The organism is Mycobacterium asiaticum (genome assembly GCF_001668675.1).
Classification (GTDB): domain Bacteria; phylum Actinomycetota; class Actinomycetes; order Mycobacteriales; family Mycobacteriaceae; genus Mycobacterium; species Mycobacterium asiaticum_D.
On the sequence record NZ_LZKQ01000141.1, the window covers coordinates 1 to 15,408 of the forward strand.

General features: G+C 65.1%; 20 protein-coding genes and 2 pseudogenes. 13 read left to right on the forward strand and 9 right to left on the reverse strand.

All coding sequences use genetic code 11. From position 1 onward, the window contains the following. Both xseA and A9X01_RS12010 read right to left on the reverse strand, forming a co-directional pair. Positions 1-925 (reverse strand): exodeoxyribonuclease VII large subunit (xseA, locus tag A9X01_RS12005; protein ID WP_065120995.1); only part of this gene is annotated, 925 nt, incomplete at its 3' end. Further along, positions 922-1,530, reverse strand: coding sequence for a lipid droplet-associated protein (locus A9X01_RS12010; RefSeq protein ID WP_065120996.1), 609 nt, complete (start codon positions 1,528-1,530; stop codon positions 922-924). The genes xseA and A9X01_RS12010, both read right to left, overlap by 4 nt. Before the next feature lie 89 nt (positions 1,531-1,619). Here A9X01_RS12010 and A9X01_RS12015 point away from each other — a divergent pair, with 89 nt between their 5' ends. After that, positions 1,620-2,636, forward strand: a complete 1,017-nt coding sequence (locus A9X01_RS12015) for a 4-hydroxy-3-methylbut-2-enyl diphosphate reductase (RefSeq protein ID WP_065120997.1) — start codon at positions 1,620-1,622, stop codon at positions 2,634-2,636. 18 nt (positions 2,637-2,654) lie between these two features. Here A9X01_RS12015 and A9X01_RS12020 read toward each other — a convergent pair whose 3' ends face one another. Beyond that, on the reverse strand, positions 2,655-3,857 hold the full coding sequence (locus tag A9X01_RS12020; protein ID WP_065120998.1) for a DUF6542 domain-containing protein: 1,203 nt from the start codon (positions 3,855-3,857) through the stop codon (positions 2,655-2,657). Positions 3,858-3,941: 84 nt separating this feature from the next. On the opposite strand from A9X01_RS12020, the gene ychF reads away from it, so the two are divergent. Both ychF and A9X01_RS12030 read left to right on the forward strand, forming a co-directional pair. Further along, entirely contained in the window at positions 3,942-5,027 is a 1,086-nt protein-coding gene (gene ychF / locus A9X01_RS12025; RefSeq protein WP_065120999.1) for a redox-regulated ATPase YchF, read from the forward strand. A 79-nt stretch (positions 5,028-5,106) separates the two neighbouring features. Next, positions 5,107-5,751 carry a class I SAM-dependent methyltransferase gene (locus A9X01_RS12030; protein ID WP_081282338.1) on the forward strand — a complete coding sequence of 215 codons (645 nt, stop codon included), beginning with the start codon at positions 5,107-5,109 and terminating at the stop codon, positions 5,749-5,751. Positions 5,752-5,867: 116 nt separating this feature from the next. Here the strand turns inward: A9X01_RS12030 and A9X01_RS12035 are convergent, their stop codons facing one another. Continuing rightward, positions 5,868-6,227 (reverse strand): Rv2640c family ArsR-like transcriptional regulator, encoded by a 360-nt coding sequence (locus A9X01_RS12035; RefSeq protein WP_065121012.1) that lies wholly within the window; start codon positions 6,225-6,227, stop codon positions 5,868-5,870. A 93-nt stretch (positions 6,228-6,320) separates the two neighbouring features. Here A9X01_RS12035 and A9X01_RS12040 point away from each other — a divergent pair, with 93 nt between their 5' ends. Then, on the forward strand, positions 6,321-6,767 hold the full coding sequence (locus A9X01_RS12040; RefSeq protein WP_065121000.1) for an ArsI/CadI family heavy metal resistance metalloenzyme: 447 nt from the start codon (positions 6,321-6,323) through the stop codon (positions 6,765-6,767). Beyond that, positions 6,764-8,273 (forward strand): annotated as a pseudogene (gene arsB, locus A9X01_RS12045) (ACR3 family arsenite efflux transporter). The gene A9X01_RS12040 and the pseudogene arsB overlap by 4 nt, the downstream one beginning before the upstream one ends. Here the strand turns inward: arsB and arr are convergent. From arr to A9X01_RS31345, 3 genes and pseudogenes are all read right to left on the reverse strand, one after another. Next, a complete protein-coding gene (gene arr / locus A9X01_RS12055; RefSeq protein WP_436405264.1) occupies positions 8,270-8,677 on the reverse strand; it encodes an NAD(+)--rifampin ADP-ribosyltransferase in 408 nt (135 codons plus the stop codon). The pseudogene arsB and the gene arr sit on opposite strands and share 4 nt — an antisense overlap. A 96-nt stretch (positions 8,678-8,773) precedes the next feature. After that, positions 8,774-9,160 carry a hypothetical protein gene (locus A9X01_RS31340; RefSeq protein ID WP_253849100.1) on the reverse strand — a complete coding sequence of 129 codons (387 nt, stop codon included), beginning with the start codon at positions 9,158-9,160 and terminating at the stop codon, positions 8,774-8,776. A 57-nt stretch (positions 9,161-9,217) separates the two neighbouring features. Beyond that, a pseudogene (locus A9X01_RS31345) lies at positions 9,218-9,376 on the reverse strand (TetR/AcrR family transcriptional regulator); the annotation flags it as partial. 141 nt (positions 9,377-9,517) lie between these two features. Here A9X01_RS31345 and A9X01_RS12065 point away from each other — a divergent pair. After that, a complete protein-coding gene (locus tag A9X01_RS12065) occupies positions 9,518-10,279 on the forward strand; it encodes a hypothetical protein (protein ID WP_065121003.1) in 762 nt (253 codons plus the stop codon). Positions 10,280-10,480: 201 nt separating this feature from the next. Then, the gene (locus A9X01_RS12070; RefSeq protein ID WP_065121014.1) at positions 10,481-10,879 is read left to right on the forward strand and encodes a VOC family protein; all 399 of its coding nucleotides are present in this window, start codon (positions 10,481-10,483) and stop codon (positions 10,877-10,879) included. An 18-nt stretch (positions 10,880-10,897) separates the two neighbouring features. Here A9X01_RS12070 and A9X01_RS12075 read toward each other — a convergent pair whose 3' ends face one another. Continuing rightward, a complete protein-coding gene (locus A9X01_RS12075) occupies positions 10,898-11,287 on the reverse strand; it encodes a DUF732 domain-containing protein (protein ID WP_065121004.1) in 390 nt (129 codons plus the stop codon). Between the two features lie 124 nt (positions 11,288-11,411). Between A9X01_RS12075 and A9X01_RS12080 the strand changes: the two genes are divergently transcribed. From A9X01_RS12080 to A9X01_RS12105, 6 genes are all read left to right on the forward strand, one after another. After that, a complete protein-coding gene (locus A9X01_RS12080; RefSeq protein WP_065121005.1) occupies positions 11,412-11,792 on the forward strand; it encodes an Mtp family mycobacterial-type pilin in 381 nt (126 codons plus the stop codon). Positions 11,793-11,817: 25 nt separating this feature from the next. Continuing rightward, on the forward strand, positions 11,818-12,195 hold the full coding sequence (locus tag A9X01_RS12085) for a hypothetical protein (RefSeq protein ID WP_065121015.1): 378 nt from the start codon (positions 11,818-11,820) through the stop codon (positions 12,193-12,195). 62 nt (positions 12,196-12,257) lie between these two features. Beyond that, the gene (locus A9X01_RS12090; protein ID WP_065121006.1) at positions 12,258-12,836 is read left to right on the forward strand and encodes a VOC family protein; all 579 of its coding nucleotides are present in this window, start codon (positions 12,258-12,260) and stop codon (positions 12,834-12,836) included. A gap of 247 nt (positions 12,837-13,083) precedes the next feature. After that, complete coding sequence (locus A9X01_RS12095; protein ID WP_065121007.1) at positions 13,084-13,644, forward strand: glycoside hydrolase; 561 nt, start codon at positions 13,084-13,086, stop codon at positions 13,642-13,644. A gap of 249 nt (positions 13,645-13,893) precedes the next feature. Continuing rightward, on the forward strand, positions 13,894-14,406 hold the full coding sequence (locus A9X01_RS12100) for an OsmC family protein (RefSeq protein WP_065121008.1): 513 nt from the start codon (positions 13,894-13,896) through the stop codon (positions 14,404-14,406). Positions 14,407-14,431: 25 nt separating this feature from the next. Then, the gene (locus tag A9X01_RS12105) at positions 14,432-14,755 is read left to right on the forward strand and encodes a putative quinol monooxygenase (RefSeq protein ID WP_065121009.1); all 324 of its coding nucleotides are present in this window, start codon (positions 14,432-14,434) and stop codon (positions 14,753-14,755) included. Here A9X01_RS12105 and A9X01_RS12110 read toward each other — a convergent pair. After that, the gene (locus tag A9X01_RS12110) at positions 14,748-15,407 is read right to left on the reverse strand and encodes a guanylate cyclase (RefSeq protein WP_155772048.1); all 660 of its coding nucleotides are present in this window, start codon (positions 15,405-15,407) and stop codon (positions 14,748-14,750) included. The genes A9X01_RS12105 and A9X01_RS12110 overlap by 8 nt on opposite strands. Between the last annotated feature and the right edge of the window lies 1 nt (position 15,408).

Genomic DNA, 15,408 nt, shown 5'->3' on the forward strand with positions numbered 1-15,408 from the left:
GCTGCGTGAGAGCGCGCTCTTCACGGGACACCCAGTTGCGCAGCGCCCCGGCAGTGCGCCGGCGCAGGTCGTCGATCAGCCGTTGCTCGGCGGCGGTATCGGGGACCACCCGCTTGGCCGCGTCGGTGGGGGTGGCTGCGCGCAGGTCGGCCACCAGATCGCAGAGCGGATTGTCGGGTTCGTGCCCGACGGCGCTGATCACCGGCGTCCGGCAGGCCGAAATCGCCCGGCACAGCGTCTCGTCGGAGAACGGCAGCAGGTCCTCCACACTGCCGCCACCCCGGGCGATCACGATGACGTCGACCTCCGGGTCTCGGTCGAGGTCACCCAATGCCTCGACCAGCTGCGGAACGGCGTTGACGCCCTGCACGGCGGCGTGCCGGATGGCAAAGCGCACCGCGGGCCAACGGGCCGCGGCCACCGTCGTGACATCCCGCTCGGCGTGGCTGGCCCGGCTGGTGATCAACCCGATCACGTTGGGCAGGAACGGAATCGGCCGCTTGAGCCGTTGGTCGAAGAGCCCCTCGGCGTCCAGCAGCCGGCGCAGCCGTTCGATGCGGGCCAGCAGTTCACCCACTCCCACGGCGCGAATCTCGCTGAGCCGCAACGAGAATGTGCCGCGCCCGGTGTAGAACGAGGGTTTGCCGCAGACCACCACCTGCGTCCCCTCGGTGAGCTTCACAGGCGCGTTCAGGACCAGGTCACGCGAACAGGTGACCGTCAGCGACATGTCGGCCGCCGGGTCGCGCAGCACCATGAACACCGTGCCGGAGTTCGGTCGCAGATTGATCTGAGCCAATTGGCCCTCGACCCACACGGTGCCCAACTTGTCGATCCAGCCGGCTACCCGGATGGCGACCGCGCGTACCGGGAACGGGTTGTCCGCGGAATTCGAAGCGGGTTCTCGCTGCGAGGCGCGCGTCACTTGGCGGTCGCGCGGGTGATCCTGTTGGCGAGCAGCGTCTGGAACGGGGCGCGGGCCTTGGTGGCCTGCTCGTAGGCCAGCAGGGCCTCGAGTTCGGCGACATCCAGCGACTGCAGCCGGGCGCGCAGCTGCGCCAGGGTCAGCTGCGGGTAGTCGAGTTCGGTGGCAACAGCCGGGGTCGGCACGTTGGACTCGGCCGCCGACTTCGGTTGCCGGGACGAAACCGGTTGGGTGGGGAGGTCAGATTCGCCGGTGTCGGCCACCGAGTACAGCGCGAACCGGCCTTCGGCGCGGCGTTCACCGTCGGCGGCGTCGACCGGGATGTTGGAGAATCCGCCGGCACCGCCGTCGATGACTTCGAGGTCCTCGTCGAACGTCGCCCACTCGGGTTGTTCGTTCTTGGGTGGGAACAGCGATTCCAGCGTGGTGTCGCCCTTGATGACCAGTTCGGCCAGGTTTTGCTGAAAGCGCATCACCAGGTGTGCCGCCTGGCTGGCCAGGGTCATCGGGTACATCATGATCGTCCGCGGGAGCCGTATCGTCTCCTCGACGGCGACCGTCGCCGCGCCGACCAGCAGCCGGACCCCGTACGGTGCAGTAGCCATGCGTCCCAGCCTGCCTCACGCAGCGGCTGACGCCAAGCTGAGGGCGGCGAAATGGCGCCCCCGTGTCGGCGGAACGTACCCTGAGAGGCATGGCGCCGACTATTGACATGGGGATTCCCGGCGCTTCGATATCGGTCAGCTCGGTATCCGGAGTGCAAAACCGCAAGCGGGTCCTGCTGGCTGAGCCGCGTGGCTACTGCGCGGGCGTGGACCGGGCGGTGGAAACCGTCGAGCGGGCGTTGGAGAAACACGGCGCGCCCGTCTACGTGCGACACGAGATCGTGCACAACCGGCACGTGGTCGACACCCTGGCCGCCGCCGGTGCCGTCTTCGTGGAGGAAACCGACCAGGTGCCCGAGGGTGCGATCGTCGTTTTCTCGGCGCACGGCGTGGCGCCGACGGTGTACACGGCCGCCGCGGAGCGCAACCTGAAGACCATCGACGCCACCTGCCCGCTGGTCACCAAGGTGCACAACGAGGCCAAGCGCTTCGCCCGCGACGATTACGACATCCTGCTGATCGGCCACGAGGGCCACGAGGAGGTCATCGGCACGGCCGGGGAAGCGCCCGACCACGTGCAGCTGGTCGACGGCGTGGAGGCCGTGGAGCAGGTCAAGATCCGGGACGAGGACAAGGTCGTGTGGCTGTCGCAGACCACGCTGTCGGTCGACGAGACCATGGAGATCGTCGACCGGCTCCGCGAGCGCTTCCCCAAGCTGCAGGACCCGCCCAGCGACGACATCTGCTATGCGACCCAGAACCGCCAGGTGGCGGTCAAGGCGATGGCGCCCGAATGCGAGTTGGTGATTGTCGTCGGGTCGCGGAATTCGTCGAACTCGGTGCGACTGGTCGAGGTGGCGCTCGGCGCGGGATCCCGCGCGGCGTACCTGGTGGACTGGGCCGACGACATCGACCCGGCCTGGCTGGAGGGTGTGACGACGGTCGGTGTCACTTCCGGGGCGTCGGTCCCCGAGGTGCTGGTGCGCGGTGTGCTGGAACGGCTCGCCGAGTATGGCTACGACATGGTGCAGCCGGTCACGACCGCCAATGAGACCCTGGTGTTCGCGCTGCCGCGGGAGATCCGGCCGGCGCGGTCGCGCGGCTGACCAGCCCAGCGTCGGCGGTCAGTCCTCGTAGTCCGGGTAGTCCCGGCGCGGTGTCCGCGACCTGGGGCGCCGACCGGATTCGTCGCGGGGATCGTTTCGGGGCGGCTGGCCGCGGTAGCGAACCTGTGAGATCGGGTGGTGGGTCGGGTTGCCGTTGCTCGCCCCGTTGCCGGCGGCGCGGCGCCGGCGTGGTTCGTAAGGCGGCTCGTAAGGCTCGTACGGCTCGTAGCCGGGACGGCGCTCGTGGCGGTTGCGACGCTCGGGACGTTCTGGCGGTTCCGGGCGGTCGTAGGACTCGTAGGGGTTGAAGCGACGGCTGCGCGGCTCCGAACGCTCGTAGGACCGCTCGTAGGGGTTGCGCCGTGAGTGTGGCTCGCGACGCATTTCCCGGGGCGGCAGCGCGCCGAGGTCGGGGTCCTCGGGCGGACGGCGACGGCGCGGCCGTGGCGGGTCGGCCGGGTCGTAATCGGCCGGCGGCACCGAACTGCGACGGGTGCTGCGACGCGGCCGTTCACCGCCGGGCTCGTAGGGGTCGTCCGGTCGGGCATGCCGGTTGCGGTTGCGGGCCGGGCGCTGAGCCGATCGGCCGTTGGTACGGGCGGTGCGGCTGGTGCGGGCGGTCCGGTCCCGGCCGTGCGCGGGCGGGGCGGGGGCTTCCACGCCGTCGTCGGGCTCGCCGGTCAGCAGCTCGCTGAACTTGGCGACGAAGCCCCGGAACCAGGACGGCTGTGGCGCAGCGGCGGCTTCCGCGGCATCGGCTTTGGTTTCCCCGCTGGTCTCCCGGGTGCTGGGGGCGTTCTTGCCGAAATACCAGCGGATCATGCCGAGCAACAGCACGCCTCCGGCGGTGCCCAGCATCAGCGGGAAGCGCTCGATCAGCGGGTAGCCGCAATTGATCAGCAGGTCTTTGAACTTGTCGATCTTGCCGCCGTGGAACAACCAGTATGCGCCGGGCACGCTGCAGAACAGGATCAGCGGCGGCTGGATGACGGCGGTGAACACCGCCGCCTGCCGTACCGCCAGCACCGCCGCCACGCATCCGGCGATGTAGAAACCGGCGAAAACGTGGGTCAGGTCCTTCTGGCCGGCGTCAATCGCGTAGCCCACAACCGTCGCGCCGACGGCGATGAGTACCGCCGCCCACCACGGCACACCTGGGATGTTGGGGACGATCGAGCGGTGACTTGCCTCCGCCGCCGCACTTTCCCGCTGCGCTGACACACGTTGACCGTACCGGCAATACGGCGAAAGCCCCGTATATGGCCGGGACAGTCGCACTTGTCGTGCCCCTAGACTTGATTTTCCGTGAGCCTAAGCCTGGGAATCGTGGGTCTGCCCAACGTCGGGAAGTCGACCCTGTTCAACGCCCTGACGCGGAACAACGTGTTGGCGGCCAATTACCCGTTCGCAACGATCGAACCGAACGAGGGTGTGGTGTCGCTGCCCGATCCTCGGCTGGACAAGCTCGCGGAGCTGTTCGGATCGGCGCGCATCGTGCCCGCCCCGGTGACATTCACCGATATCGCCGGCCTGGTGAAAGGGGCGTCGGAGGGGGCGGGGCTCGGGAACAAGTTCCTGGCGCACATCCGCGAATGCGACGCCATCTGCCAGGTGGTGCGGGTGTTCGCCGACGACGATGTCACCCACGTCGCCGGAGGGGTCGACCCCAAGTCCGACATCGAGGTCGTCGAGACCGAGCTGATCCTGGCCGACCTGCAAACCCTCGAGCGCGCCCTGCCCAGGCTCGAGAAAGAGGCCCGCACCCACAAGGACCGCAAACCGGTGCACGAGGCGGCCGTCGCCGCGCAGGAGATCCTCGACAGCGGCAAGACGCTGTTCGCCGCCGGTCCGCAGCCCGGACTCGACACGTCTTTGCTGCGCGAGCTCAACCTGCTGACCACCAAGCCGTTTCTCTACGTCTTCAACGCCGACGAATCGGTGCTCACCGACGCCGCGCGAGTGGCCGAACTGCGCGAACTCGTCGCGCCGGCGGACGCCGTTTTCCTCGATGCCGCAATCGAATCCGAGCTCGTCGAGCTCGACGACGAATCGGCCGCGGAGTTGTTGGAGTCGATCGGGCAGACCGAGCGGGGCCTGGATGCGTTGGCGCGGGCGGGTTTTCACACCCTCAAGCTGCAGACCTACCTGACCGCGGGCCCGAAAGAGGCCCGGGCGTGGGTGATTCACCAGGGGGACACCGCACCGAAGGCCGCCGGCGTGATCCACACCGACTTCGAGAAGGGCTTCATCAAAGCCGAGATCGTGTCCTATGACGACCTGATCGCCGCCGGGTCCATGGCTGCCGCCAAGGCGGCCGGCAAGGTGCGGATGGAGGGTAAGGACTACGTGATGGCCGACGGGGACGTGGTGGAGTTCCGGTTCAACGTGTAGTCGCGTTTCGATTCAACACGAGCGAGTAGGGATCGCGCTGCACCGAGATTCAACGACACGGGTTGCGGCAGCTGGTCTAATGATCGCCATGCCGCCTCTTGAACGTGCGCTTGCCGCGCTGGCTCGCCAGCTCGGTGAACCAACCGGGTTCGCGGGCCGGGTGGTCGGACACCTACTCAACCGCGGCAATCGGTCGGTTGTCACCGCTGCGGTCGCCGCGACGGGTTGCGGACCAGCGGCCGAAGTTGCCGACATCGGATTCGGAGGAGGCGTCGGACTCGGCATTTTGCTCGATCGCGGGGTCGCGGTTGTTCACGGTGTCGAGATGTCGGAGACGATGCTCACCGAAGCGAAGCGCCGCTTCTCTGACTCGATTGCTCACGGGCGCTTGCGTCTGTATTCCGGTCGGATGGAGAGTCTGCCCCTCGCGGATTCGGCACTGGATGCGATCATCTCGACGAACACGATCTATTTCGTACCGGACCTCGCCGCAGCCATGAGTGAGCTAGTGAGAGTGCTGCGACCGGGCGGGCGACTGGTACTCGGGGTTGGTGATCCGAGCCAGATGTCCCGAATGCCTTTCACTCGGCACGGATTTCGGTTGCGCCCCATCGACGACCTGGTGCCGGTTATCCGCGAAGCAGGATTTGGTCAGATTGAGGACAGGCGCGTCGGTGATGGTCAAGGTGCCTTCCATCTTCTGGTGTGCGAGTTGCCGGGCTGACGTGGCGGCTTGCGAGTGCGCTACCGCTACAGCGGCGAGATGTTTATCGGAGACGTAACTCGGTGGAGTCCCGGTTCAACGTGTAGTCGCCGAAGGCATAGACGCAGGTGAGCGTGTCAGCGGCAGCAGTCCGGGTCCAGGACCGAACACAGGGCGATAAGCGATTCCTGGCGGGCGCGGTGATAGACGTTCATGCCGCGTCGGTTGGACTCGACGAAGCCCGCGCGGCGCAGTTGGGACAGGTGATGGCTCACGGTTGACTCCGCCAGGCCTACCGCCGCTGCGAGGTCAGAACTGCACTCTTCCCCGGCGCCGCTGCTGAACAACAGCGACATCAGCTTGACCCGCACCGGATCGGCTAAAGCCTTGAGCCGCAACGCGATCTCCAATGCCGCGTCGCCGCTCACCGGACCGGCGGCGACGGGCGCGCAGCACACCGGTGCGGAAACATCCACCTCGGGCAGTGTCTTGGGCACCAGTCCATGATGCCACACCTTGTTGACAAATATCGAAAAGGTAGGCACGATCAACGGCAACTAGTTCGACATAAGCCGTAAAGGTAGGCAGCCATGTCCCGAGTCCAATTAGCCCTCAATGTGGACGACCTCGACCAGGCCGTCACGTTCTACTCCAAGCTCTTCGACACCCCGCCTGCGAAGGTGAAGCCGGGCTACGCTAACTTCGCCGTCGCCGAACCTCCGTTGAAACTGGTGCTCATCGAAAACCCCGGCAACGGAGGAACTCTCAACCACCTCGGCGTGGAGGTCGAGTCCAGTGCAGCGGTCCACTCCGAGATTGCCCGCCTTGCCGACAAAGGTTTGTTCACCGAAGAAGAAATCGGGACAACGTGCTGCTTCGCCAGGCAGGACAAGGTGTGGGTGACCGGCCCGGCGGACGAGAAGTGGGAGGTCTACACCGTGCTTGCCGACTCCGACACGTTCGGGGCCGACTCGCCCGCTTCCGATGACAATCAACCGCAAACCTGCTGCACGGCCAACGCACCCGCCACAGCGTGACACGGCGGTTCAATGGCGGAGACGAAGTGGTCGTCGCCGGCAAGCTGTCGACGCTCGACCGCTTCCTCCCGGTGTGGATCGGCCTCGCGATGGTGGCCGGTCTGCTGTTGGGACGGTTCGTTCCCGCCTTCAATGCGGCACTCAATAGCGGTGCAGTGCGGGGTATTTCATTGCCCATCGCACTCGGCTTGCTGGTCATGATGTACCCGGTGCTCGCGAAAGTCCGCTACGACCGACTCGACACCGTTACCGGCGACCGCCAACTGTTGCTGAGTTCCCTTGTCCTGAATTGGGTTATCGGTCCCGCGCTGATGTTCGCGCTGGCCTGGCTGCTTATTCCCGACCTGCCCGAGTACCGCACCGGCCTGATCATCGTCGGACTGGCCCGCTGCATCGCCATGGTCATCATCTGGAACGATCTCGCGTGCGGCGATCGAGAAGCCGCGGCGGTACTGGTCGCGCTGAACTCGCTGTTCCAGGTTGCCATGTTCGCGGTCCTCGGATGGTTTTATCTGTCCGTTCTGCCGGGATGGCTGGGACTCGAAACGACGACCATCAATACATCGCCATGGCAGATCGCCGAATCGGTGCTCATCTTCCTTGGCATACCTCTGCTCGCGGGCTACCTGTCGCGACGGCTCGGGGAGAAAGCCAAGGGCCGTTATTGGTACGAGACTCGTTTCTTACCCAGGATCGGTCCGTTGGCGCTGTACGGCCTGCTGTTCACCATTGTTGTTCTGTTCGCGTTGCAGGGCGAGCAGATCACCAACCGGCCGCTCGACGTGCTCCGCATCGCCATCCCGCTGCTCGTCTACTTCGCGGTGATGTGGGGAGGCGGCTACCTCCTGGGTGCGGCCCTCGGCCTGGGCTATCCACGCACCACCACGCTGGCGTTCACCGCAGCGGGCAACAACTTCGAACTCGCCATCGCCGTCGCTATCGCCACCTACGGTGCTACGTCGGGCCAGGCGCTGGCCGGCGTCGTCGGCCCACTGATCGAAGTCCCGGTGCTGGTCGGCCTCGTCTACGTGTCATTGCTCCTGCGCAAACGGTTCGCCGAAACCCCGACCCGACAGACCCGGCAGGCGTCGAGCGATGCCTGATACCAAGCCGGCTGTACTGTTCCTCTGCACCCACAACGCTGGGCGATCCCAGATGGCGATGGGATTCCTCGAACACCTTGCGGGAGACCGCGTCACGGTGTACTCGGGTGGCTCAGAACCCGCGCAGCAGGTGAACCCCGCCGCCGCTGCGGCCATGGCGGAGAAGGGCATCGACATCGCCAGCGAGCGGCCCAAACCATGGACCATGGACGTACTGGAAGCGGTGCAGCTCGTCGTCACCATGGGCTGCGGCGACACTTGCCCCGTCCTGCCGGGACTTCGCTACCAGGAATGGGTCCTGCCCGATCCTGCGGGCCGACCGCTCGAAGACGTGCGACCGATCCGAGACGAGATCGAACGCCGCGTCCGTGCTCTTGCAGACGAATTAGGTTTGTTGAGCTAGTTGAGGATCTCGCCGCGATGGAGCACGGCCAGCCGCTCCCGCCACATCCGGAGCGCTTCGGGTGTCAGTCGCGTCCAATCGGTGACCTCGCCGACGATTCGCAGCGGTTCCTTGCTGCGGTATGAGCGGGTGGGGTTGCCGGGGAACTTCTTGTCGGTGACATTCGGATCGTTCTCGAACTCCCCCGTCGGCTCGACCACATAGACCCGCGGCTCTGAATCGCCGGGGGCGAGTTCGGCGGCAAGGCCCGCGCCGTCGCGCAACGCGGTGAAGTAGATGTGATTCATCACGATCTCGTGCCGGTAATTGGAGCGGTAACCGGCGGTGAGCAAATCTCCGATCCGCAGGTCAGCCTTGGTGCCGTGAAAGAAGGGTCCCCCGTCCAGCGCCTCAGTCACCGCCACAGGCTATCAATCCACGTCAAATTGGACCTAAAAGACTGTGTGGCAATCAGTTTCGCGGATCAGCGCTGAGTCGGAGTTGAATATCACAACAATGGCTCAGCGATGCTCGTCAATCAGCTTGGCGATAGCTTTCTGGGCCTCGCTTTTGGTTAGCGGCGGAGTGGAGAACATTTCGGCAAGCATCATCGCTACCGGCGTTGTCCACAGCAACATGCCCAACGCCACAGCATGTTCGCCGTTGGTCCCGGTGTTCAGGCGAGCGATCAACGCCGCCAGCGCCGCACCTAGTCGTTCCATGTGTTGTCCGCCTAGGCCGCCCCGTAAGTCCTTGGCCGCGATGAGAATCTCCAACCCCGCCATCGCCTTTGGGTTGGCGAATGCCGCCCAGGTCGCCCGTACCAAAGCTTCGGTGTCGATGGCCCGCTCTGGGTCGGCCAACTCCTCCAGTGAGGCGACGAGACGGTCGACCGCATCTTCTATCACCGCAGTCAGCAGGCCGTCCCGATCTCCGAAGTGATGTTGGATGACACCCCAACTGACGCCGGCGCGCTCAATGATGTGCCGAGCACTAGCCGCCGAGAAGCCTTCCTCCCGGATACACCGGACGGTCTCGTCTATCAGTAACTCTCGGGTTCGGTCCCCCCGCTGCTGTCGACCAGCGAGCGGGCGACGCGGAGCGGTGCGTCTGCCGGGAGTCACCGCCGCGATCCGTCCTGCCCACCGCGTTGCCTCATCGAAAGCAGCTTAAGACACCGCTCGAAGGTGAACCTTGCGTCCAAAACATGGCATGTGCCATGCTTTTGATCGTGCAGCCAACCGTCTCGGCAGAAGGTTCTACCCATGACTGAGACGATCAGTGCCGACGGCAAAAAGCGTCTCTCGGACGAGCCCGGATTCTCGTCACTGCAGAAGTCACTCTTCGGCGTCCTGGCGTTCTTCTTCGTCGTCCATATCGTGTTCTGGTATCTCGAGTTTCACGCCGGGGTACCCCATGTCGTCGCATCTACCTCGCTGGTGGTTGTCGTGGTAGGTTGCTTCCTGACCGCACTGGCGATGCCGTGGCTACCGTTGCCCGGCCAACGGGACCGCACCAGGGCGGAACGACTCAGCGCGATGGTGATCGTCTGGGTCTTCATCGCGCTAATCCCACGCTTCATCTGGGAACTACCGTGGCTGTTGTTCTTCGACCAGATCAGGGATGGCGTCAAGCATGGTGCGCTCTGGACATACATGTGGGCGCCCATCCTGCTCGGCGGCGACGCCCGCTACCTCAACGGCGACCCGCTCATCGTCGTCCTTGAGTGGATCGCCTTTTTCGTCGGACTTTTCGAGGCCTATGCGATGGTCCAATTCTTCCGAAACGGCAAGCGGTTCACCAACACTGGGCTCTCGTTCATCATGGGCGGGATGATCGTGGAGGTCACGCTGCCTGCGGTCTACTTCGGTGTCGAGATCGCGAACAAGCTGGAAAGCATGTCCAGTCCGGTCGAGATGTGGATCAAATTCGTAGTCCTCAACCTCTTGTGGTGCACCATGCCCTTCGTCACCTACTTCTGGGGCGTCCGTCGGCTCGCCCGCCAAGACCTCGCGGTGAAGTTCTGACCCCGATCGGAGTGTTCGGACAAGCGCCGGCGTAACGACGCGCCATCACGGGTGCGGCCCGCGGGGGATTTGCGGTTCGACCCGGAGTTCTTACTGTCTCGATCGGCGCGGCCCTGAAAGGTCTTGTCGGTGGGCGTACCTAGCATGTGGTCCGCCGAGCCCGTGGGCGAGCTGTCGGCCGCACCCCGAGGAGAGACCCTGATGAAATTCGTTTCAACCCGCATCATCACCGCCGATGTAAAACGGCTCGTCACTTTCTACGAGACGGTCGCGGAGGCGACGGCCGTCTGGGGAAACGAGCTCTTCGCGGAGATTCCGACTCCGGTCGGCACGCTGGCCATCGGCAGCGACAAGACCGTTCCGCTGTTCGGGCACGGGTCAGCCGAGCCGGCGTCCAACCGCACGGCGATCATCGAGTTCCTCGTCGACGACGTCGACGCCGAGTACGAGCGGCTCCGGGGTGTGGTCGATGAGGTGGTGACCGAGCCGACCACGATGCCTTGGGGCAATCGCGCCCTGTTGTTCCGAGACCCGGACGGCAACCTCGTCAATCTGTTCACGCCGGTCACCGAGCAGGCCCGGGCCAAGTTCGCAATGTGACCGCGCGTCGAGCTATCGCTACGCCGACTGCACCGACGGGGTCGGGGGCGCCGATGGCGTCGTATTCGGCGCGGTCGGAACCTTGCTCGGGACGCTCGGCGGCGTCAGCGAGCCGTACTGCGGGCAATAGGCCTGAATGGCAGCGCCGGTGAAGTAGGCGGCGTTCAGCGTCGGCCAACTGGTCGCGCTGGTCACCTTGGCGATCAGGTCAGCGTTGCTGGTGCTCGGATTGTCTTTGAGCGATCCGCAGACCACATTCTTGGCGACCTGAATGGCCTTGTCCGGTGCACCGAAATTCATGCCTGACGTGCTGAGATTGGCGATGAACGCGTCGTCGGCGGGGTCGGCATACGCCGGCGCGGCCAAGGCGACGGCGACGGCCATGACTGCCGCGGCTTTCCTCAGCATGAGGCCCCCTCCGGTTGCGTCCGGCTCGATGCTGGCCGGTACCCGGCATTTTAGCCAGCACGAGAGCACGGATGAGTCGAGATCAGCACTTGCCTGGCCACCCAGGTAGGGAAATTCTTGACAGATGGCGACTGCAACGCGCTCTATCCCGCTGCTGGCCCGGCTCACCGGCGTGCCGGTGTTGGTGTTGGCCGCGCTCGGGCTTGCCGGCGGCCCACGCGCCGAGGCGTTCCCGGCGCCGTTCCCGAGTAACCACTGGTGTCCTGGCGACTTCTGGGACCCCGGCTGGGACGACATCTACAACTGGGACTGGAATCAATGCCACGACTGGCAGGGGCCGACCGGCCAGGGCGCGATGGCTGGCTGGGGCCCGTGGGGTCCCCCGCCGGGATGGGCGCCGCCGAGACCGCCACAACCCACCTGGGCGCCCGGGGCGAAATTGATGTGGAATCCCACCGCCAATAGCTGGGGATTCTGGAACAACAACATCTGGACGCCCATCTGATCTCTAGCGGCGTATGGTGACACGCATGGTCGCTCGGGAGCGTACCGACCCGTCGAAAGAATCTGATCCCTGCGCCGTGGACCTGGATAAACGCGAGCTGGTCCTGGCCCGGCGCGAGGACGAGCTGGCCAGGCGCGAGCACGTCGCCGACGAACGAGATCGGATTGCCGATGAACGGGACCGGCTCGCCGACGATCGCGAGCAGGCGGCGGACGACCGCGAGGTGCGCGCGGACATGCGTGAAGGAGCCACCGAGCAGCGCGAGCGCGAGCGCCAGCAGCGGGTCGAGGAAGCAGCCGAGCGCCGCAAGGCCGCTACGAATCGGGAGAACGCTGAGGTCAGACGCGCGGTAGCGGAAACCCGGCGCCACATCGATCCCGACCATCCCCAAGACGACGAGTGAAATACCCCGCGCGGCGGCATAGCGGGTACTACACTTCGTAGTAGCCGGCCTGGGGAGGAGCTATGCGGTGGCGGGGTATCAGTCACGTTGAGTTCGCGGTCTTGGACTACGACGCGTCAATCGAGTTCTATGACGCAATGTTCGGCTGGCTGGGCTACGACAGCTTCTCGTCCTTGAACATGGAGTACCAGTCGATCTACTACTTCACTCGGTACGTCAACCCGCACAGCTACATCGGCATCCAGCCGGCCCGGACCGGTGAGAAGCTGACGCACAGCGACCAGGCCGTCGGGATCAATCACATCGCGCTATGGGCCCGCGGCAGAAGGGAAGTCGACCGCTTCCATCGCGAATTCCTGCTTCGCCGAGGCGTTCTCGTCACTGATCCGCCGCAGGAGTATCCGCAGTATTGGCCGGGGTATTACGCGGTGTTCTTCGACGACCCGATCAACGGCATCCACTGGGAGTTGGCCTGGGTGCCGAAGGTCCCTACGCCACGCCAAGTTTGGTCGTTCTATGGGGCGATCCGCGGATTCGCCAAGAGCCGTGCGGACTTGGCGAGTACGGTGCCCGGTGTCACCTGGCAGGCGAGGCGGCGCCTGCCCCGCGCGGGTGCGGTCCCTGCGCGAGCAGACGCTTAGGTCCCCGAACGCGCGGCGTGTCGGGGACCTAAGCGTCTGCTCGGCGGGGGAGGCTCCGGCACGGCACGACTACACCCACGCAATTTGCTATGCATTAGCAGCTGCCACAGTAATCACTCCTGTTGCATTTTCTAAATTATTGCGTGACTTATCTGCTGTATATGCAGGTCAGCCCACATTTTCGTTAATCCGTGACAAGCGCCACAAATTTTGATTTCCTATTCGTAATTTGGGTAGCGTCCGGCTCATGATTGCTCTAGCAACGCTATTGGCGCTCGTTAACCAGGTTTCCGGGACGCCCTATATTCCCGGTGGCGATTCGCCGGCCGGCACCGATTGCTCGGGACTGGCTTCCTGGGTGGCAAATGCCGCGGTTGAGCGGCCGGTGTTCGGTAGCCGGTTCAACACGGGTAACGAAGAAGCCGCGTTGGCGGCCCGCGGCTTCCAGTACGGGACCGCGCCCAACGCCTTGGTGATCGGCTGGAACGGTGGCCACACGGCAGTCACGCTGCCGGACGGCACCCCGGTGTCCAGCGGGGAAGGCGGTGGCGTCCGAATCGGCGGCGCCGGGGCCTACCAGGCGGGATTCACCCACCACATGTTCTTGCCGATGGACCTCGACCTGCCGGAAGGCGAGCTGCCGCCACCCCCAGAAGCGCCCGTCGAACTCGTCGATGCCGTCGCTCCCGCGCCGGCTCCCGAGGTCGCGTCGCCCGCGCCCGAGTTCGCCCCGCCGGCGCCCGAACCGGCGCCGGAAATGGCGCCCGAGCCCGGTCCGCCGGGTGACCCCGGAATGGCGGACGCATAACCGAACCGACACACCCCGAGCAAATTCAGCTAACGCCCGGACGGCGTATTGTGGGCTGCCTCACAATGCGCCGCCGGGCGTGATTTATGTCAAATTCGAATGTTGATACACAATTCTGCACCTTGAAAATTCCTGTGTATTTCGCCTGAATTGACTGTTCAATTCACGCTGAGCCGGAGCCTCGATCCAACCCGGCCGCGCTTCTACGCTGCACTACGATTGCCCGGATACCAGCCGATAGGAGCGTGCATGACCACCTCGACCACCCACCTGGGCGGCGTGATCAGCGCAACCCAAGATGCAGTTGCCGTGGACAAGGCGAATGCGCAGGTGGTGTTCCGGGCTTCGGCTACCGCCCACGACGCGGTGGCCAGCACCGTCAGCCTCGGTGCACATCGTGTCGAGGTCGACGAGCCGCCGTTGCTCGGCGGCGAAGGCAAGGCCCCGAATCCGGTCGAGTACTACCTGGCCTCGCTGTTGTCCTGCCAGATCGTGACCTGGCGCTTCTACGCCGAGAAGCTCGGCATCGCGGTCGACGAGATCACTGCGCACGCCGAGGGCGACCTCGACGTCCAGGGGTTCTTCGGGCTGAACGACAGCGTCCGCGCCGGGTTCGGCGAAGTCCGGGTGGTGGTCAAGGTCAAGGGCCCCGAAACGCCCGAGCGTTACCGAGAGCTGCAGGACGCCGTGGACGCGCACTGTCCGGTGCTGGATCTGACCCGCAATCCCACGCCGGTGAGCACGCGCGTGGAGCTCGCCTGACTTCAGGCGTGCGTAACGTGGCGATGTGATCTTCATCGTCGTCAAGTTCGAGACCAAACCCGAATGGACCGAGCGCTGGCCGGACTTGGTCGCGTCGTTCACCGAGGCAACCCGAGCCGAAGAGGGCAATCTGTGGTTCGAGTGGTCGCGCAGCCTGGCCAATCCCGCCGAGTACGTGCTCATCGAGGCATTCCGGGACGATGACGCCGGCGGCCTGCACGTCAACAGCGATCACTTCAAGAGGGCGATGCAGGAACTGCCGCGGGCTCTGGTGTCCACTCCCAAGATCATCAGCCAGACTCTCGATGCAACCGGCTGGTCGGAGATCGCCGAAATGACCGTCAGTTGACGACGGAGATCTCCTTACCCAGCTCATACCCCGGCGCCAACGGCAGCGTGTCTCCGCTCCAGAACTTGCCGGGGTCGAACCAGTTGGTGTCCTTGTCGGTCACCAGCAAGCCCATCTCCTCGTAGGTGATCGCCACGGTCTCGGCGCAATAGGCCGTCTCCAGGCCCATCTTGCGCTGCGCCGCTCTGCGTCGTTCGGTTCGTTCTTGAACCTTCTTCTCCACCACGGGAATTCCGCGGAACCAGTCATTGATGGTGGGCAGCCGACCGCGCAGCCAGCGCCCGGTCAGCCGTGCGGTCGTCGGAAACGCCGTGCCGTTCATCCGGGCGATCACCCGCAATAGTTCGTTCTCCTGCTCGCGGTTGGCGTACGGCGTCAACTGCCGAAACCAGCACCGCTGGTGGTAGCGCTCCGTCCACCGCTGGAAAACCTGCCGGGCGTCGTTGAGTTGGACCCCGCGGTGATTGGTTCCGGTCCACATGTCGACCAGCTTGTCGCCCAGTTCGGCATGCCAGATCAGCGGCGGCAGGTCGTCGATGGCCACCGTCATGCCGACGTGATTGACCGGGGCGTTGGTCAGCGTCTGGATGGCCCGGTCCGGTCCGGAAACCCCACGGAACAGCCACAGGTCACCGGTCCGCGTTTCGGCCAGC